Origin of the sequence: Paenibacillus sp. BC26, from assembly GCF_900116125.1 — a bacterium.
GTDB classification, from domain to species: Bacteria; Bacillota; Bacilli; order Paenibacillales; family Paenibacillaceae; genus Paenibacillus_Z; species Paenibacillus_Z lignilyticus.
Map to the genome: position 1 here is coordinate 3,350,722 of NZ_FPAD01000001.1, position 18,529 is coordinate 3,369,250.

The 18,529-nt window shown below is 52.7% G+C and carries 15 protein-coding genes; all 15 read right to left on the bottom strand.

Annotated elements, in window-relative coordinates:
- Positions 1 to 3: 3 nt before the first annotated feature.
- The 15 genes from BM412_RS15150 to BM412_RS15220 all read right to left on the bottom strand — a co-directional run bounded on the left by BM412_RS15150 (position 4) and on the right by BM412_RS15220 (position 18,524).
- A complete protein-coding gene (locus BM412_RS15150) occupies positions 4 to 2,934 on the bottom strand; it encodes an ABC transporter permease (RefSeq protein ID WP_091219425.1) in 2,931 nt (976 codons plus the stop codon).
- A 3-nt stretch (positions 2,935 to 2,937) separates the two neighbouring features.
- Complete coding sequence (locus BM412_RS15155) at positions 2,938 to 4,017, bottom strand: efflux RND transporter periplasmic adaptor subunit (protein ID WP_091219428.1); 1,080 nt, start codon at positions 4,015 to 4,017, stop codon at positions 2,938 to 2,940.
- A complete protein-coding gene (locus BM412_RS15160; protein ID WP_091219430.1) occupies positions 3,983 to 4,747 on the bottom strand; it encodes an ABC transporter ATP-binding protein in 765 nt (254 codons plus the stop codon). The genes BM412_RS15155 and BM412_RS15160 overlap by 35 nt, the downstream gene beginning before the upstream one ends.
- A 188-nt stretch (positions 4,748 to 4,935) precedes the next feature.
- Positions 4,936 to 6,051 (bottom strand): ABC transporter permease, encoded by a 1,116-nt coding sequence (locus tag BM412_RS15165; protein WP_256256318.1) that lies wholly within the window; start codon positions 6,049 to 6,051, stop codon positions 4,936 to 4,938.
- A 4-nt stretch (positions 6,052 to 6,055) separates the two neighbouring features.
- On the bottom strand, positions 6,056 to 7,006 hold the full coding sequence (locus tag BM412_RS15170; RefSeq protein WP_091219432.1) for an ABC transporter ATP-binding protein: 951 nt from the start codon (positions 7,004 to 7,006) through the stop codon (positions 6,056 to 6,058).
- 129 nt (positions 7,007 to 7,135) lie between these two features.
- On the bottom strand, positions 7,136 to 7,975 hold the full coding sequence (locus BM412_RS15175) for an ABC transporter permease (protein ID WP_256256319.1): 840 nt from the start codon (positions 7,973 to 7,975) through the stop codon (positions 7,136 to 7,138).
- Positions 7,959 to 8,783, bottom strand: a complete 825-nt coding sequence (locus tag BM412_RS15180) for an ABC transporter permease (protein WP_091219435.1) — start codon at positions 8,781 to 8,783, stop codon at positions 7,959 to 7,961. Before BM412_RS15180 ends, BM412_RS15175 begins: the two co-directional genes overlap by 17 nt.
- On the bottom strand, positions 8,740 to 9,783 hold the full coding sequence (locus tag BM412_RS15185) for an ABC transporter ATP-binding protein (protein WP_091219438.1): 1,044 nt from the start codon (positions 9,781 to 9,783) through the stop codon (positions 8,740 to 8,742). Before BM412_RS15185 ends, BM412_RS15180 begins: the two co-directional genes overlap by 44 nt.
- A gap of 252 nt (positions 9,784 to 10,035) precedes the next feature.
- On the bottom strand, positions 10,036 to 10,284 hold the full coding sequence (locus BM412_RS15190) for a hypothetical protein (RefSeq protein ID WP_091219441.1): 249 nt from the start codon (positions 10,282 to 10,284) through the stop codon (positions 10,036 to 10,038).
- Between the two features lie 158 nt (positions 10,285 to 10,442).
- Positions 10,443 to 11,075 (bottom strand): orotate phosphoribosyltransferase, encoded by a 633-nt coding sequence (gene pyrE, locus BM412_RS15195; protein WP_256256320.1) that lies wholly within the window; start codon positions 11,073 to 11,075, stop codon positions 10,443 to 10,445.
- Between the two features lie 15 nt (positions 11,076 to 11,090).
- Positions 11,091 to 11,822 carry an orotidine-5'-phosphate decarboxylase gene (gene pyrF, locus BM412_RS15200; protein WP_091219444.1) on the bottom strand — a complete coding sequence of 244 codons (732 nt, stop codon included), beginning with the start codon at positions 11,820 to 11,822 and terminating at the stop codon, positions 11,091 to 11,093.
- A gap of 90 nt (positions 11,823 to 11,912) precedes the next feature.
- Positions 11,913 to 15,131 carry a carbamoyl-phosphate synthase large subunit gene (gene carB / locus BM412_RS15205; protein WP_091219446.1) on the bottom strand — a complete coding sequence of 1,073 codons (3,219 nt, stop codon included), beginning with the start codon at positions 15,129 to 15,131 and terminating at the stop codon, positions 11,913 to 11,915.
- Positions 15,118 to 16,263, bottom strand: coding sequence for a carbamoyl phosphate synthase small subunit (locus BM412_RS15210; RefSeq protein ID WP_091219449.1), 1,146 nt, complete (start codon positions 16,261 to 16,263; stop codon positions 15,118 to 15,120). Before BM412_RS15210 ends, carB begins: the two co-directional genes overlap by 14 nt.
- Before the next feature lie 30 nt (positions 16,264 to 16,293).
- Positions 16,294 to 17,589, bottom strand: coding sequence for a dihydroorotase (locus BM412_RS15215; RefSeq protein WP_091219452.1), 1,296 nt, complete (start codon positions 17,587 to 17,589; stop codon positions 16,294 to 16,296).
- Positions 17,590 to 17,621: 32 nt separating this feature from the next.
- Positions 17,622 to 18,524, bottom strand: coding sequence for an aspartate carbamoyltransferase catalytic subunit (locus BM412_RS15220; protein ID WP_091219455.1), 903 nt, complete (start codon positions 18,522 to 18,524; stop codon positions 17,622 to 17,624).
- Positions 18,525 to 18,529: the final 5 nt, after the last annotated feature.

Sequence of the window (18,529 nt, forward strand, 5' to 3'; positions counted from 1 at the left end):
GTCTTAACGCTCCTCTCCCATCTTAACGGCTTGATGTACGCGCAATCTGCGGATATGAATGAGCAGAAGCGCTGCACCCATCAGCATCATGCATCCGACCACGATGTAGAGCTGCGTCGTATCCTTGGAATCGAATACGACCCTAAATGGCGGTACAGAGTTCGCGACATTGTCGGTCGTCTGCAGGAACGGCAAGAATAGCAAGCTCGCAATTTTGCCGATTAGTATACCAAGTCCGATAGACAGTCCCGCCGTAAACACCTGCTCAAGGAGCAGCATTCCGGTCAACTGTTTCCTGGAGAGCCCCATCGCGCGAAGAACGCCAAACTGCACAATCCGTCCCGATAGATTAAAGAACCAGAACAGAATGTAACCCGTAAGCGACACGATAATGGAAACGAGGAAGCCGAGACTTAGAATTCCGAATACGCCGCCGCGCGTCGGATGCTTCGATTGCACGGCCAGCTCGATGCGCACGTCTTGCACATTCGCAAGCTCGATGCCTTCGTCCTGCAGCTGCTTCATGATTGGAGCGGTAAGCGCGCCCGGTTTCATTTTCAGCCATACATCATAAGGAATGATCGGCACTTGGTCATAGATATAATCCAGATTCGCAATGATGAACGGCGATGAATCCGGATATTGACTCGGCCAGTACGGTACGATACCGACAACGACGAAATCGATCATTCCTTCCTGCAAGCCGGCAGAAACCGTATCCCCCAGCTTCAGCTGATACTTCTCGGCCACATTGGAAGGAATAATGGCAGCCTGCTCATAGAGCCCCAAGTAATTTAAGTAGTTGAACGGATGTGAAGGATACAGATCGTCACGGAACCAGGCCACCTTGGAAAAATCGACATTATCGATGCCCATCACGGTTCCTTGTCCGGCCGATCGTCCCGAAACGACGATATTGGCTTTGGTCTGCAGCACTCGCGCAGCCGCTTCTACCCCGTCCAGCTTGCGGAACACTTCAAATGGCGGCTCCGAATAGTTGATCCGAGTCGGAACCGTAGAGCCGCCGCCGTTACCGCCGCCGCCTCCTCCACCGTTACCGCCTCCTCCATTTCCTCCGCCTCCGCCGCTGCCGCCATTGCCGCCGCCGGATCCTTCTCCGCCGCCTTGTCCGCCACCGCCGGCATCGCCGCCTCCGGTGTCTATCACTTCGGCGGTTCCTTCCCATACCGTCTGCATCACGACGTCAGTTCCGAATTTGTAGAGCGTCCGCTCTGTGGAGTTCAGATCGATCGTTCGTGCAGCAGAGGCATTATATACCCCAAGTCCCAACGTCAAAATAAGCAATATCATCAGCGGGTAATACCCCTTCGACGATCTCGACAGCTGAGTCAGTGTTAAGTAGAGCGGCACAGGCAGCACCTTCTTGCCGATCCAGTTAAAGAGCTTCAGCAGCCACGGGAATACGCGCAGGAAGAACAATCCCATCGCGAAGATGGCGAGCGCCGGAACAAAGAACAGGAATGGCTGTACGTTCAGCTGATCCGTCGTCATTTTGCTCTTAAACGAAATGAGCTGGCGTTCATTAAATAAGTACCAGCCGTACGCTGCGATGCCAAGCATCAGCACATCGCCATACCATCTCTGCCAGAGCGGCTTTCGATCCGAACGGGCAATCTGTTTCTTGTAATCCACGATCGATGCCCGGGCATAAATGACCGCGGGGATGATCGTAGCAAGCAGGGCAAGCACCACGGAGCCAATGCCTGCGAGGATCGACTCTGTCCCGAAGCCGATCGGGATCGATTTCCGATTCACGAACTCCAGGAATCCATTGGCCGAACCGATGCTCTTCGCCATAAACCAACCTATTAAAGGACCTATAATAAGAGCGATTATTCCGAGCAGCAATCCTTCCAGCGTATAGATGCCGATGATCTGCCTTGTTCCCGCTCCCCGGCTGCGCAATACGGCAATGTCGCTGCGCTGCTTGTCGAGCGATTGCCGTGCATTCATTGCAATGAAGTAGAACACCATCGCCAGCATCGGCGCAGCCAATGTAAAGAGCAGCAACTGCAGCTGGAGACTCGACTTACGGAACTCATTGAGCAGCTTCGCGAATGAGATCTCTACTCTTGTATCCTTCAAACGCTGATACAGCTCGATGTTCAACCGTTCAAGCGTATCATTAAGCGGCGACAATTGACTTGTCTTGATATCTTTCAAATTGAATGCATAATACCAGTTGGCCGTATGAACCGGAATCTTCCGATCCTTCATCAGCCCTTTCTGGAAGGCGTTCTCGCCGATTTGCAGCGTACTCATCAAGCCTTCAAGCCCTTGGTACCAATACGGATCCGTATCGCTCAGCGGCTTGAACGCCCCGACGATCTTAACGCGAATCGTCAGATTCAACCCGCTGTAGATCGGGTATTCAAACACATCGCCAATATGAATATCGCTGCGGTACATCGCTTCTTCCAGAATGACCGCTTCGATCGTGTCATCATCGCCGACCGTGTCCGTAAACCAGCGCCCCTGCGTCAACTCTGTTTTCTTATCGAGGCCGCTCATCGACGTAAGACCCATCTGACGAACACGGCTCGCATCGACGGTTGTCGGATCCTCCGGCGTCAGCTCTGCATTTCGAATAGCCAGACTCTGTACATAGGTGCCGAAAGGAAAACCGACTTCACTCGGGACATCCTCGCGGATATAACGAGACACCTCGGTCAACGCATTCAGATCCGTCTTGCCGGTCGTTTCCTGGTAACGCATCAGAAGCGATCCCGCCGGCAGCCCGCTGCTCTCTTCCTTGAGCGATTGTGCCACAACCCGCTTCAGCGCTCCATCCGCGTACATCGGGATACTGGTCGCAAAGGCGACGGCAATGATCAAGCCGGCCAGCGAGCTGAGCGTCATCCATCGCGTGTTCCACATTTTGCGAAGCAGAAAGCGAAATAGCGGCATCCCCATAGCTTATCGACCTACGACTTTCTGCCCCGGTGTCAATCCTTTGAGGATTTCAACTTGCGTTGCCGTTTGCTGCCCTACTTCGACATCCACCTCGCGTTTGCCGTTCTCATCGATGACCTGCACATAAGTACGGGACCCGATCGAACGTAATGCAGATGGCGGAATCACGATTGCATTTTCTTTGCGATCCATAATAATGGAGATCGACAGCGGCGTTCCGCGTGTCACGCCTGCAGGCATTTTATCCAGCTTCACGGTTAGAAAATCTTCCGGCCGCTCCGGTTTATTGCCGCCGGCGCCTCCGTTGCCGCCTCCGCCTTCACCATTGCCTCCGTCATCCTTCTGTATCGGAAGCTGGGCAATCTTGCCTTTCACCTGTCCGGCACCGTTGATGTCAACGACAACCGGCATGCCTACGGAGATGCCTTGCAGCTCATCGGCGGTCATTTTCGCTGCTGCGGTTAACTGTCCGGTATCCGCGATGATGCACACGGGATCATAAGCTTTGATCAAATCGCCTTTCATGACGTTCATCGAAACGACCGTTCCGCTAAACGGCGCTTTCAGAATCGCTTTGTCGATTTCCAGCTGCGATTCAACCAGCTTCTGGCGTTTCTCTTCGAAAGTGATCTTCGCAAGCTCAAACTCTACCGGATCCATCTCATCCTTCTTGCGCAGCGTTTCCTTCATTTGCAGCTCATCTCGTGAAAATTGTAGCTTATCGGAGCGCAGTTGCTTCTTCATATCGTCCACATCGAGGGAACCAATCACTTGGCCTGCTGTTACTTTCTGGCCGACTTTAATATGAAGTTCCTTCAATCGTTTGCCGTCGAGAGTGAAATAAAGCGTTTCTTCCTGAAGCGAAATCAGCTTCCCGATTCCCGTCTTCTTCGTTTCGAGCGTAGCGGTCGTTACCTCGTACTCCGGCTTCTTCGAAATTTGCGGCGGCGCAATAGCAGGCAATGCTTCTTCGTTATCCTCGTTTGGCAGCAATGAGCATCCGCTCGTGAAAACAAGAGAAGCTCCAAGAACTACAACAGCTGCAGTCTTAAATGAACTTCCCGTCAACCATTTCGTAAACATGATCGGCAACCTCCAGAATCGTGGGATCGTGCGTTGTCATACAAATTGTAACTTGTTCCGTGCGAATGATCGTCTGGAATACCGACATAATTTGGGCGGCCATTTGTGAATCAAGCTCGGCTGTCGGCTCATCGGCAAGCAGCATGCTGGGACGATGTGCGATAGCCTTCGCGATCGCAACACGCTGCTGTTCACCCCCGGATAGCTCGAACGGACGGTGATGCATCCTCTTCGCGAGTCCGACAAGATCCAAGCAATGCTCAACCCGCTTCTTCCACTCCTGAGACGGAATACCCGCCATGCGCAGCGACAGCTCGACGTTCTCATAAGCGGATAAGAGCGGCATTAAGGCATACGCCTGAAAAATAAACCCGATGTGCTTGCGCCGTACCTTCGTGCGTTCATCATCATTCATGCTATGGAAGGGCAAATCTTGAAAGAAAATATGACCCTTCGTTGGTTGGTCGAGCCCGCCGATCATATTGAGCAGCGTTGTTTTACCGGAGCCGGAACGCCCGCGGAGCATCACGAGCTGCCGGGGACGAAGCTCCATCGCAATTCCTTTCAACACATGCAGCGGTTGCCCGCCTACTTGGAATGTACGTTCAACCGACTCTACGGTGAGAAGCGGTTCGGTCTCGATTGTTGGTATGTACGGAGCTTCGATTTCCCTTGTTGCGTCGGATTCTACAGCTTCCTTTGTTGCTTGTTTGCTTCTCCACCATCCCATCGCGGCTGCAGAGACCCCCCTTCCTATTAAAAAACTTTAATCTCAATAACGTTTAGACGGAGCAAGCAATCAAAAAGTTACGCGCTCAGATACCAAATTCGTTAAATATTTGCTAAAAAAGCTTCTGAGCCGCAAAAACGGACATGATCCGCTTTATGGCGCAGAAGCTCTCTCTTAAGACTAACACATTATGGCTGCTTCCAATTGTAAAATTTCGAACCAATGATGACCGAAACAAGGCCCCACGCCAGCATGACGCCAATATTCATCCAGAATGTGGCATTCATCATGCCAAGATCGTAAACCATGCTGTCGCGGATCCCGTTAGCGAAATAAGTCAGCGGCATGACGTTCGCAAGAGGTTTAATATAGCTCGGCAATACGTTGATATCGAAGAAAACGCCGCTGATAAACATCATGATGAAGCTGGTTAAATTCGCCATGCCGAAATAACTTTCCATCGTCTTGCTAAACCCTGCGAGCATAAATCCGATCCCTGCAAAGGACAACGTGCCAACGATGAAGACGATTAAGAACGCGGGCACATTCATATTGATATGTGCTCCGAATGCCAGAACACCGATCAGCGTCAGAAGGACAATCTGGATCGCGCTAAGAATAAACTTGACCGCAATGCCGCCCAGTCCGAACAGTCCCATACTCGCAGGTGTCAGAATCAGTCTCTTAAGCAGGCCATTGCGACGCATTTCTACCATAGATACCATCCCGAACAACCCGGCTTGCGAGATGGCGAGTGCAATTAACCCGGTGAGCAGGAAATCGGTATATTTCAGCTCTTCACTGCCCGCGGATACGAATTCCGTCTTCAAGGTAAATGCGGGAGCAGCTCCGGAAGCGGCACTGTTCATCTGCAGCACGATATTGTTCAGAATACTCTGTATCGCCTGTGAGGAAGGGGAGTTTTGCTTCTCCTTATTCAGCAGCAGCTCAAGCGATGAGGCATCTGCTGATTGCGGCAGCACGATAACCGCGTCCACATCGCGATCCTTCAGCCACTCCTCCGCCTTCTCACGGCTTACCGGCGTTTCTGACTTGTACTCGAATACATCAATCTGCTTCAAGCCGCTGCGCAGATCCTCGGCTAATGTATTGGAGGCAGGCTCGACGAGTGCAAGCTTAGCCGTGAAGCTTCCGCCCGAACTGCCGCCGAATATCATGATGAAGATCACCAGCAGAAGAACCGGATAGAAAATCGACCAAAACCATACATTCTTATCGCGGAACGTCATTTTGAACTGTGCGCCAAACAGCTTCTTGAATGGCTTCCATCCGTTTCGGTACATCGGCTCAGTCCCTCCATTCTTTGCCGGTGAACGCGATGAAGACGTCCTCCAAGCTCATTTCGCGAATGGATACCTGCTCGACTCCGATGCTTTGCTGCGAGGTAAAACCGAATAATTGATACAGCGTCTCCTCCGGCTGCAGCGACCAGACAACCAGATGATCACCGCTTCGCTTCACGCGCGTTACGGCCGCATTGTTTAATGCAATATGCTCCGCGAGCGATGCGTGCTCATCCCCGCCGGTAAACGTCAGATGAATCTCCCGCTCTTTCGTGAGACGGCCGATTAATGCTTTTGGCGTATCCAGCGCAACGATTCGGCCTTGATCCACGATGCACACGCGATCGCTCAGTTTATCGGCTTCCTCCATGTAGTGCGTCGTAAGAATCGTGGTTTTGCCAATCGCTTTGAGCTTCAGTACGATGTCCCAAATGTTGCGTCTTGCTTGGGGATCAAGCCCTGTCGTCGGCTCATCCAGGAAGATCAGCTCCGGATCGCTGATCATCGCAAGCCCTATGGCCAGCCGCTGCTTCTGACCGCCGGAAAGTGCTTTGACTCTCTTATTCCGATGGTCGGCCATGTTGATATAGCCCAATATTTCGTCTGTCGGCCGCCGCCTGTTGTAGAAGGAGGCGAATGTTTCGAGGTTCTCTTCCACCGTCAGCAGATCGAACAGCGCACTGGTCTGAGGCTGAACGCCGATGACCATTTTGATCTGAGACTTGTTTGCGGCCCAATTCATGCCCAGCACGGTAACGGATCCGCGATCCGGCTCCTGCAGCCCTTCAATCATTTCAAGCGTCGTGGTTTTGCCTGCCCCGTTAGGTCCGATTATGGTGAAAACCTCGCCCTTCTTCACCGTAAAACTAATCCCGTCCACCGCAACCGTTCCTCCGAATGACTTATGCAGGTCATCAACGGTAAGCACCGTCTCGCCTGCCTCATGCTTTGTCACCAGCCATCATTCCCCTTCCTTCGCGCTAATGCCTTCCCATACTTTATCATTGGAAAATGAAAGCAAGAACCGCCTGCGGAGGGAATTGGCCTCGGTCCCGAGAAGGAGAACGATAAGCGTGAAGGATGCCTAGCCTCGCATAGCGATGGCATTGCCTGAGGTATACCGTTTGAGTCCAATGCGAAAAAACGCCGTACCTGCCGCCAACAGGCCGATCGTCATCGCTATCGCCTGCCAGAAGAAGACCGGATCGAAATCGCGCATCAGACCGATCGGCAGATAGCTGATGAATCCTGCGGGAACAATCGTGAACAAGAGCAGCTTCGCTGCGCCGCGGAAGATACCGGAAGGATACGTCGAAAGCGCCACGAAGCTATTAAACACTTGACCTGCAATTCCTTCGGCATTGCCGAAGAAGAACGCGCAGCTGCCGGCCATGATCATGACGCCCATAAAGATCAAGCCGCTAATAAGCAGCCCCAATCCGAACTGCACCGCACCCAGCAAGGTGTGATCGCCAACCCAAGCGTACACGGCCAGCCCAAACAGAAAATCACCTGCTGCCGTGAGCGACATTCGACTCGCCAACACATGAAGCAGCACAGGCTTCGGCTGCGATAAATACACATCGAGCTGACCGCTGGAAACAACGGTCGCTATGCGATGGAAATTGCCAAAGAGCATATTCGCCCAGCCGAAGCCGCCTGCCCCAACTGCCCACAGCATCATGACGTCCGATAGATTCCACCCGTTCACTACTTGGAACCGGTCAAAAAACAGGCTCCAGAAGAACAGCCACATGAAATTGTTAATAAACATCATACCGGCGAGCAAGAAGAAGCTCATGCGATATTCCATCGAGGACGCCAAATTGACTTTCCAGCAGGTCAGCAGAAACCGGATCGTCCCGAGCGGCGTTGGCATGTGGTCCTTCTCATATTCCTTCTCTACGTTAACCGCCATTGACATGAAGTTTCGCCACTCCTCTCCGGTACATCATGATCGTGAAGCAGGCCAGCACCGCAATCCAAGCTGCCTGAATGGCAATTTGCTGCAGTAAGGAAACGGACCCATAGTTCACGGCCGTCCTTGCCGGAAAATACAGCATGGCCTGGAAAGGCAGCCACGAGCATATGCGCTGCAGCCACTCCGGCATTAGATCAAGCGGCAGCAGCATTCCGCCAACTGTGAATTGCAGCTTGTGGAGCACAAACTCCATCCCGCGTGTCTCCTCCACCCAGAAGGCGCATAACGCAACGACCATGTTCAACAGAAACGCAATCGTCAGCGCTCCAAGTGTTAGGGACAGAAGGCCTGCCCAGCCGAGGCCAAAATTCGGCGGTCCAACAAACGTCCAAGCAATAAGGCTGCCCACTGCCAAGTGGACGAAAAATCGAAATACCGCTTCCGATAGATACGCGGCATATTGATAGCCGACATACGAGATCGGTCTGATGAGCCGAATCGCGATATCGCCGCTCTTCACTTCATTCTCAATGGCCGTGCATAGCGCTGGCACTCCCATCGTAATCGCCTCTGTGAATACCAAATACCAAATGATCTGCTTCAGCGTATAGCCGTTAATGACGCGGGTGCTGTCTCCGTCATAAGCAGCGCTCCACAGCTGAACGAAAACAAATAAGATAAGCAGCAGAAACGATGCCCGCATAATAAAATCCGTCTTATAGGCCATTTGCTGCCGCATCGTGATCTGTGCAACGGCTCCAATTTTCTTACTTCGTCGTACCCACAAGGGATCCAAGTTCCGAATGGTCATCGCGCTGCCCTCCCGACCCATAGATATGCGTAATGATTTCTTCCATCGGCGGATCTTCGACCGTCATGTCGTCCAGCTTGAACCTGCCCATTAACGCGCTGACTACCGATTCAATGCCGACTTGCTTCAAGTCCACGGCCAGCTTCAACCGGCGCCCCTCCGAATGGAGGACTTCCATGCCTTGAAGATCGGGCAGCATACCCGGTGCGAAATGATCGGATAACGTCAGCGAGATGATTTTGCGGCTCAGCACCTCCCGCTTCAACCGATCCACCGGCGCATCCAGCAAAATGCCGCCATGATGGATAACGACAGCCCGTGAGCAGAGCTCCTCCATATCTCCGGCATCGTGAGACGTTAGGAAGACCGTAGTCCCCTCCTCGCGGTTCACTTCCAGGATCAGCTCGCGAATCCGCTGCTTCACGACCACATCAAGTCCAATCGTCGGTTCATCCAGGAACAGCAGCTGCGGTCTGTGCAGGAAGGAAACCGCAATCTCGCAGCGCATCCGCTCTCCTAAAGAGAGTTTACGAACCGGAATATTCAAGTATGGTCCAAGCTCGAAACGCTCGATCAAATCTGCACGCCTTGCCAAATAATCGCTTCGGTTCAGCTCGTAGACGCGACTGATCAAATCAAACGTATCAATCGGCGGCAGGTGGTACCACAGCTGCGATTTCTGCCCGAATACAGCGCCGATTCGAAAAGCCAGCTTCGTCCTATCCCGCCAAGGCGTCAACCCCAGCACTTGCGCTTCGCCCGAGGAAGGGTGAAGAATCCCGGTCAGCATCTTGATCGTCGTCGATTTCCCCGCTCCGTTCGGCCCCAGAAAAGCAACCCTTTCCCCTCTTGCAACCGTCAGATCAATTTGCCTTACGGCCACCTTCTCCTCCCATTGCGGCCGAAAAAGCGAGCGGATGCTCCCCGAAAGCCCGGCATCCTTGCGCTTGACGGCAAAGCTTTTGCTCAGCCCCTGTGTCTGTAATGCTGCGGTCGACATTGCATTCTCCCCCTGTCTTCGTACGGTGCTTCGGTAAAGCAAAAAAGACCTCCTGCAAGCACCGCCTTATCGTTATAAGGCGGAACTTGCCGAAGGTCTTTTATCCCTACGGTGTAGCATGACGTATCGTCGTTTGCCGGTTTCGCTCGGTTCGCCATGTGCGGATCCCTAGAAACCCTTCCGTTTAATGTAACATATTACCAGCCGTTTCCGAGGTTGGCAAGACATTTTTACGGAAGCTTGCTTATCGTTTTATGCGGGATGAAGGAGGTCCTCCATCATGGTGATTAAGCGCAATCTCACTTGCTGCAGTCGTGAGGCAAAAAATTCCATGCTATGATCATCACTGCCTTGGGAACGAAGCAGGGCCGTGCTCATCAACCCATAAGCCTCATCCAATTGCGTGATTTCCTCGCTTCTGGTCAAGTTCCGATCGTAAATGCGCACACGATAAAGCAAATCCTCTGTTGATCTGAGCAGCCTTTCATACATCGTATTCATAAGTGGCTTCCTCGCAATCTCTTATTTGGTATAAGCTAGTCTATGACGTGTGTAAGCTAAATATAACCCGATTAAGAGACGGATGAAACATTTCGGAGCAATTGTTAATTAAAAAAAAATAATCCGGAGCAGCTGCTCCGGACTTCAATCCCGCATTCTTATACGCCAAAAGCTTGTGGATTCTCGCGCCATGACTGCAGCAGCGCGATATCGCCCTGCTGTACAATCCCTTGCTCAGCCGCCACTTCGATCAGTGCCGAATAGTTCGACAATGTCGCAAGCGGGATGCCTTCCTCAGCAAATGCCGCGATCGCATTCGGGAATTGATAGGTGAAGATGGCTACAACGCCTTGCACCTCGCAGCCCGCATCGCGCACGGCTACCGCTGCTTTCAAGGAGCTGCCGCCCGTGGAGATCAAATCCTCGATCAAGACAACCTTCTGCCCAGGCTTGAAGTGGCCTTCGATTTGATTCGTCTTGCCATGGCCCTTCGCTTTGTCACGCACATAGAGCATTGGCAGGTTCAGCTTCTGCGCAACCCATGCCGCATGCGGGATGCCGCCTGTTGCGATACCGGCAACCGCTTCGCAATCCGGGAATTGCTCGCGAATAACCGTTGCAAACCCTTCCGCGATCAGCTCGCGAATTTCCGGATACGACATCGTAAGGCGGTTATCGCAATAGATCGGTGATTTCATTCCGCTTGTCCATGTAAACGGCTCATTCGGGCGAAGAGCAACGGCGTTAATTTGCAGCAATCCTTTTGCAATCTCGCGTGGTAATTGTTCCAATACAGGTGTAGTCAATCAGATCAGCTCCTCAATGATGGATTCCAGCGCCAGTCTTGGGTTCGCGGCAGCTGTGATGGGTCTTCCGATAACCATATAATCGGTTCCTTGCTGAAGCGCCTCGCGCGGCGTCATAATGCGGGATTGGTCATTCAGATCGGCACCTGCCGGACGAATCCCCGGTGTAATGGTGCGGAAATCGGCTCCGCAAGCCGCTTTAATCCGCTGTACTTCCTGCGGCGATGCCACGACGCCGCCCAGTCCGGCTTGTTTAGCCAGCTGCGCGTAACGAACGACGGCTTCTTCAACAGAACCGTTGATTCCGATCTCTTCGTTCAGGACTTGTTTGCTGGTGCTTGTCAATTGGGTTACGGCAATGACCAGTGGACGCGCCAATGCGACATCGCTCGCAAGTGCCTGCTCCACGCCTTCAAGCGCCGCTTTCATCATATCGACGCCGCCTGCCGCATGGACATTGAACATATCGACGCCAAGCTTCGTAATGCTGTTCGCGCCGCCTTTGACCGTGTTCGGAATATCATGCATTTTCAAATCCAGGAATACTTTATAGCCGCGCTCCTTCAATCCGATCACAAAGCCCGGACCTGCCGCATAGAACAACTGCATGCCGACTTTCATGTAACATGGAATGCCATCCAAGCTATTGACCAGCGCTTCTGCCGCTGTAGCATCCGGATAATCCAGTGCAACCATAATGCGGCCAGCCGCTTCTTCTCTGCTAAGTTTCATCTTCAGACAGCCCCTTCCCTGGTCTATATAGGCATGGCGAAAGCCTGCTTGAAGGCAGGCTTTCGCGGCCAATTACGGCCATGCTATTGGTTATTTCTGTGCCAGTACCGGCATTGGACGCGAGGAGAAGTTGATGGTCTCCAGCATGTTAAGCAGCGCACGAACGGTATCGAGCGATGTCATACATACGACGCCATTCTCAACCGCTTCGCGGCGAATCCGGAAGCCGTCGCGCTCAGGTGTTTTACCCTTCGTCAAGGTGTTCACTACGAAATGTGCTTTACCGTCGCGAATCAGATCCAAGATGTTCGGCGAGCCTTCGCTCAGCTTATTCACCGTTTGTACCCGAAGTCCCGCTTCTTCAAGCGCCGTTGCAGTGCCGCCCGTTGCTACGATGTTGTAGCCCAGCTCGTAGAAGCCGCGCAGAATTTCGATCGCTTCCGGTTTGTCTTTATCCGCAACCGTTGCAATGATGGAGCCTGTTGGCGGGATGCGCATGCCAGCGCCGACCAAACCTTTGTACAGAGCTTTCGCGTATTGCTGATCGCGGCCCATAACTTCACCGGTCGATTTCATTTCCGGCGTCAATGTCGGGTCAACGCGGCGCAGTTTCGCGAAGGAGAAGACCGGAACTTTAACCGATACATAATCATCTTCCGGCCATAGACCCGTCTCGTAACCAAGATCCGCAAGCTTCTCGCCCAGGATCGCCTTAGTTGCCAGGTTCGCCATCGGAATGTTCGTTACTTTGCTTAGGAACGGAACCGTACGCGAGGAGCGCGGATTTACTTCGATTACGTATACTTCGTCTTGGAAGATAACGAATTGGATGTTAACCAATCCGATTACGTTCAAGCCTTTAGCGATTTTGATCGTGATGTCGACCATTTTCTGCTGCAATTCCGTCGAAATGGATTGCGGCGGGTATACCGCGATCGAGTCGCCGGAGTGAACCCCTGCGCGCTCGACATGCTCCATGATTCCAGGGATCAGAACCGTTTCGCCATCGCAGATCGCATCAACCTCTGCTTCTTTACCCAGCATGTAACGGTCGATCAGTACCGGATGCTCCGGATTGATTTTAACCGCCTGCACCATGTAAGTAAGAAGCTCTTCGTCGGAATATACGATTTCCATGGCACGTCCGCCTAGGACGTACGAAGGACGAACAAGCACCGGATAACCCAGGCCCTGCGCAGTCTCAACCGCTTCATCAACGGAAATGACTGTTTTGCCTTTCGGTTGTTTAATGTTCAGTTCATTCAGCAGCACTTCGAATTTCTTGCGATCCTCGGCAGCATCGATGCTCTCCAGGCTGGAGCCCAAGATACGAACGCCCGCTTTAGTCAGTGGTGCAGCAAGGTTAATCGCCGTTTGACCACCGAATTGTACGATAACCCCAATCGGCTTCTCTTGCTCGATGACGTTCATTACGTCTTCGAAGAAGAGCGGCTCGAAGTACAGTCGGTCAGAGGTGCTGAAATCGGTCGATACCGTTTCCGGGTTGTTGTTGATGATGACCGCTTCATAGCCGGCTTTCTGAATCGCCCATACCGCATGTACCGTCGAGTAATCGAACTCGATACCTTGGCCGATCCGGATCGGGCCGGAACCAAGAACGAGTACTTTCTCTTTGGCCGATTCCGTTACTTCGTTCTCAACTTCATAAGTCGAGTAGTAGTAAGGGGTTGTTGCTTCGAACTCAGCCGCGCAAGTATCAACCATTTTGTAAACAGGTTTGATCCCTTGTTCAAGGCGGTGTTGACGCAGTTCCAGCTCGTTTGTAAATGATGTATGGTTGCCTTCACGACGGATCTCTGCGATGGAGCGGTCAGAGAAACCTTTGCGTTTCGCCGCGTACAGCTGCTCGTTTGTCAGTACGGTTGCACTGCGAAGTTCAGCTTCGAATGCGACGATGCTTTCGATTTTATCCAGGAACCACCAGTCGATTTTCGTCAAATCTTGAATGTCCTGCAGTTTGTAGCCGCGGCGGAATGCTTCCGCTACGAGGAACATCCGCTCGTCATCCGGCTTCGCCAGACGATTGCGCAGCACATCATCCTGCAACTCATGCGCGTCTTTCAGGTGGATACGGTGTGTGCCGATTTCCAGGGAACGAACCGCTTTATGAATGGACTCTTCGAACGTACGGCCGATCGCCATAACTTCGCCTGTCGCTTTCATTTGCGTGCCCAGTTTACGGTTTGCCGAAATAAATTTATCGAACGGCCAGCGCGGAATCTTAGATACGATGTAATCCAGCGTTGGCTCGAAGCATGCATAGGTTTGGCCTGTTACCGGGTTGACGATTTCGTCGAGCGTGTAGCCGATTGCGATCTTGGCAGCCATCTTCGCGATTGGGTAACCTGTCGCTTTGGACGCAAGTGCCGAAGAGCGGCTTACGCGCGGATTCACTTCGATAACATAGTATTGGTAGCTGAACGGATCCAGCGCGAACTGGACGTTACAGCCGCCTTCGATGCTCAGTGCGCGGATGATCTTCAGCGACGCCGAACGAAGCATTTGATATTCGCGGTCGGACAAGGTTTGGCTTGGCGCTACGACGATGGAATCGCCTGTATGTACGCCAACCGGATCAAAGTTCTCCATGTTACACACGACGATACAGTTATCGTTCGCATCGCGCATTACTTCATACTCGACTTCTTTCATGCCTGCGATCGATTTCTCGATCAAGCACTGGCCGATTGGGCTGTAACGGATACCCGATGCAACCGTTTCAAGCAGCTCTTCTTCGCTCGCGCAAATACCGCCGCCTGTTCCGCCCAGCGTGTAGGCCGGACGAACGATGATTGGGTAGCCGATCTCGTTAGCGAAATCCACCGCTTCTTGCACCGTTGTAACAATAACGCTCTCAGGTACCGGCTGCTCCAGCTCGCGCATCAGATCGCGGAATAGATCGCGGTCTTCCGCTTTCTCGATTGCCGTAAGCTGTGTACCAAGCAGTTGAACGTTCTCGCGTTCCAAGACGCCGGCGCGTGCCAGTTCGACTGCCATGTTAAGGCCCGTTTGGCCGCCAAGTGTCGGAAGCAAACCGTCCGGCCGTTCTTGACGGATAATTTGGGTTACGAAATCAAGTGTGATTGGCTCGATGTATACTTTATCAGCCATGTTCGTATCGGTCATGATTGTAGCCGGATTGCTGTTGATCAGAACAACCTCATAGCCTTCTTCTTTAAGCGCTTGGCAAGCTTGCGTGCCTGCATAGTCGAACTCTGCAGCTTGCCCGATGACGATTGGACCGGAACCGATAACGAGAATTTTTTTCAGCTTATTATTTCTGGGCATATTGCAGCTCTCCTCTCAATGATGCCGCCAATTGTGCTTGACGAGGTTTTTGCGGGTTGTTTCTTTTATGTGCGCGAATCATCTCTAGGAATTGATCGAACAGGTAGCTGGAATCGTAAGGTCCAGGTGCAGCTTCCGGATGGTATTGAACCGAGAAAGCCGGGAATTCGTTATGCTTCAAGCCTTCGATCGTTTTGTCGTTATTGTTGATATGCGTCACTTCGAGCTTCGTTCCGGCTACGGAATCTTCAAGAACCGTGTAACCATGGTTCTGCGAAGTGATGTAGCAGCGGCTTGTCGCCAGTTCTTTAACCGGGTGGTTGCCGCCGCGGTGACCGAACTTCAGCTTAGCTGTATCGGCGCCGCAAGCAAGTGCGAACAGTTGGTGACCCAGGCAGATTCCGAAGATCGGATATTCGCCAAGCAGCTCTTGAATCATAGTGACAGCGTGCGGAACATCCTTCGGATCCCCAGGGCCGTTCGACAATTGAATGCCGTCCGGGTTCAGGCGACGGATTTGCTCAGCTGTTGTGTCGTGAGGAACAACGACTACATCGCAGCCGCGCTTCGTCAGCTCGCGCAAGATACCGCTCTTCGCGCCGTAGTCAACCAGTACGATACGCTCGCGCTCGCCGGGGCTGGAGAAGATGCTCTTCGTCGAAGTACGAGCTACTTGATCGCGCATCAGCGAAGTCAGGGATAGACGCTCAGCAAGCTCTTCGATACGCTCATTGCCCGTTGTCAGCATCCCTTTCATTGTGCCGTAGTGACGCAGCTTACGAGTCAGCATCCGTGTATCGATGTCGCTGATTCCGATGATGCCGTATTCCTTCAGCAAACGGTCAAGCGTGTATTCCGCTCTCCAGTTGCTTGGCACCGGCTCATGGCGGCGAACGACGAAACCGTGAATGTAAGGACGTACCGCTTCGAAATCGTCGCGAGTAATGCCGTAGTTCCCGATCAAAGGGTAAGTCATGGTTACGATCTGTCCGCAGTAGGACGGATCGGAAAGCACCTCTTGGTAACCTGTAATCCCTGTATTAAAAACAACCTCGCCGGCGGATTGTCCCTCAGCGCCAAAGCCGAGTCCTGTAAACAGCGTGCCGTCTTCCAACAACAATCTTGCTTGCATCCGTATCACTCCTAGTTATCAAGTTGCTTACTATTCTTGCAGCTCTGTCCAAACGACATTTCCATCTACGATTGTAGCTACCGGCCAGCCGGACAACTTCCAGCCGCCAAATGGTGTATTTTTACCCTTCGAAGCGAAGCTCTCTGGGTTAACCTCACGTTCGTTCTCGATATCGACAATGGTCAGATCGGCAGGTGCGCCTGCTTCCAGAACGCCGCTGCGAAGTCCGAAGACGCGCGCCGGGTCTGATGTCATCCGCTTCAGGAGGAAGCCAAGCGACCATTTGCCTGTTTTGACGAATTTCGTATACATCAGCGGGAATGCCGTTTCGAAGCCTACGATGCCGAATGGCGCCAGCATCATGCCGCGTGCCTTCTCTTCCGCACTGTGCGGCGCGTGGTCCGTTACGATCATGTCCAGCGTGCCATCTTCAAGACCTTCGATAACCGCTTGTACGTCGCGCGGCGTGCGCAGCGGCGGATTCATTTTCCAATTGGCATCCATGCTTGGAATGTCCTCATCCGAGAGAATCAAGTGATGCGGGCAAACCTCGGCGGTTACTTTAATGCCGATTTGTTTAGCCATTCTGATCAGACGAACCGACTGCTCCGTGCTTACGTGGCAGACATGATAGTGAACCCCGGTAGCTTCTGCCAGCAAAATATCGCGTCCCACGTGGATCGCTTCGGACTCGTTCGGAATCCCTTTAAGACCGTTCGCTGCTGCGAACTTGCCTTCCGTTACTGCTGCTCCGACTACGAGCGAATCGTCTTCGCAGTGCGCAATAACCGGCATGTTCATCGATGCAGCCAGGTTCATCGCATCTTTCATCATTTGCGCGTTCTGAACGCCGACGCCGTCATCGGTAAATCCGATTGCGCCTGCTTCTTTGAGCGCTGCGAAGTCTGTCAGCTCGCGGCCAAGTTCGTTCTTCGTGATTGCCGCGTAAGGCAGCACATTAACGATTCCTGCGCTCTTAGCCTTATCCAGTATGTAGCGCACGGTCTCGGGCGTATCCGTTACGGGACGTGTGTTCGGCATGCAAGCAATTGTAGTGAAACCGCCTCTTGCCGCGGAGCGTGTACCGCTTGCGATATCCTCTTTATATTCAAAGCCCGGCTCGCGCAGATGCACATGCATGTCGATAAAACCTGCGGAGATTAGCTTTCCTTGTGCATCAATAGTATCGTGGCCGGTAGTATCCGGCTCACCGGAAGCCGCATCGGCAATCGCAGCGATCAGTCCATTCTCAATTCGAACGTGCTTTCGTGCTGTCTCACCTGTCTGTTCGTCCCAAACGAGTCCGTTTAAAATCCATATTGCCATGATCGTTTTCTCCTTTCGGCTTCCACTGTTAGTTAGGCTAGTGCTCGTTCGATGACCGCCATCCGAATCGGTACGCCATTGGCCATTTGCGGGAAAATGCGTGATTGCGGATGTTCAACGAGCGCATCATCGATTTCCACGTCGCGGTTAATGGGTGCAGGGTGCATGATGATGGTGTGCGGAGCTAATCTCGCCGCTCTTTCTTCCGTCAAACCGAATTGCTCGCGGTAGGATTCCGCTGAACTTAGAATGCCGCTTTCGTGACGTTCCAGCTGAACCCTCAGCATCATGACGACATCGGAGCGAAGCGCTTCTTCCATCGATACGTAAGGGACATCAAGCTCTGCTGCCTTCATCGTCTCAGGCGCGCAGAAGCGGACGTTGACCCCGAACTTCTGCAGTGCGTACAAATTGGAGCGCGCAACTCGGCTATGCTGGACATCTCCGATTATCGATACCGTTAATCCTTTGAGCTCACCGAACTGTTTACGCATTGTATATAGGTCGAGCAGTGCCTGTGTCGGATGCTCGTTGTTTCCATCGCCTGCGTTGATTAAAGGCACTTTAATTTTCTGTGCCAGCTCGGCGAGCACGCCGATCGGCTTGAGGCGGATGACGCCTGCATCGATTCCCATGGATTCAAGCGTGCGCACCGTATCGTAAATCGATTCGCCCTTCTGTACGCTTGAGACCGCGGCGGAGAAGTTGAGCACCTCGGTACCGAGTCGTTTCTCGGCAACCTCGAAGGAAAATCTCGTTCTTGTACTGTTCTCAAAAAACATATTGGCTACAAACTTACCTTGCTGAACCTGCTCGACTTTGTTCGAGCTTGCCTCCCAGTAAGCGGCGCGGTCCAAGATGGAGCTGATTTCTTCCTTACTTAGTTCCTTAAGTCCCAGCAAGCTTCGCTGCTTGACTAATGTTGCGGTTGTCATGATGA

What these genes read in the sequence shown, in the direction of transcription:
- BM412_RS15160 (WP_091219430.1), bottom strand. Translation starts at nt 4,747, where the DNA reads ATGGGATGGTGGAGAAGCAAACAAGCAACAAAGGAAGCTGTAGAATCC.
- BM412_RS15210 (WP_091219449.1), bottom strand. Translation starts at nt 16,263, where the DNA reads ATGCAAGCAAGATTGTTGTTGGAAGACGGCACGCTGTTTACAGGACTC.
- BM412_RS15215 (WP_091219452.1), bottom strand. Translation starts at nt 17,589, where the DNA reads ATGGCAATATGGATTTTAAACGGACTCGTTTGGGACGAACAGACAGGT.
- BM412_RS15185 (WP_091219438.1), bottom strand. Translation starts at nt 9,783, where the DNA reads ATGTCGACCGCAGCATTACAGACACAGGGGCTGAGCAAAAGCTTTGCC.
- BM412_RS15155 (WP_091219428.1), bottom strand. Translation starts at nt 4,017, where the DNA reads ATGTTTACGAAATGGTTGACGGGAAGTTCATTTAAGACTGCAGCTGTT.
- carB (WP_091219446.1), bottom strand. Translation starts at nt 15,131, where the DNA reads ATGCCCAGAAATAATAAGCTGAAAAAAATTCTCGTTATCGGTTCCGGT.
- BM412_RS15150 (WP_091219425.1), bottom strand. Translation starts at nt 2,934, where the DNA reads ATGGGGATGCCGCTATTTCGCTTTCTGCTTCGCAAAATGTGGAACACG.
- BM412_RS15165 (WP_256256318.1), bottom strand. Translation starts at nt 6,051, where the DNA reads ATGTACCGAAACGGATGGAAGCCATTCAAGAAGCTGTTTGGCGCACAG.
- BM412_RS15180 (WP_091219435.1), bottom strand. Translation starts at nt 8,783, where the DNA reads ATGACCATTCGGAACTTGGATCCCTTGTGGGTACGACGAAGTAAGAAA.
- BM412_RS15220 (WP_091219455.1), bottom strand. Translation starts at nt 18,524, where the DNA reads ATGACAACCGCAACATTAGTCAAGCAGCGAAGCTTGCTGGGACTTAAG.
- BM412_RS15175 (WP_256256319.1), bottom strand. Translation starts at nt 7,975, where the DNA reads ATGTCAATGGCGGTTAACGTAGAGAAGGAATATGAGAAGGACCACATG.
- BM412_RS15190 (WP_091219441.1), bottom strand. Translation starts at nt 10,284, where the DNA reads ATGAATACGATGTATGAAAGGCTGCTCAGATCAACAGAGGATTTGCTT.
- pyrF (WP_091219444.1), bottom strand. Translation starts at nt 11,822, where the DNA reads ATGAAACTTAGCAGAGAAGAAGCGGCTGGCCGCATTATGGTTGCACTG.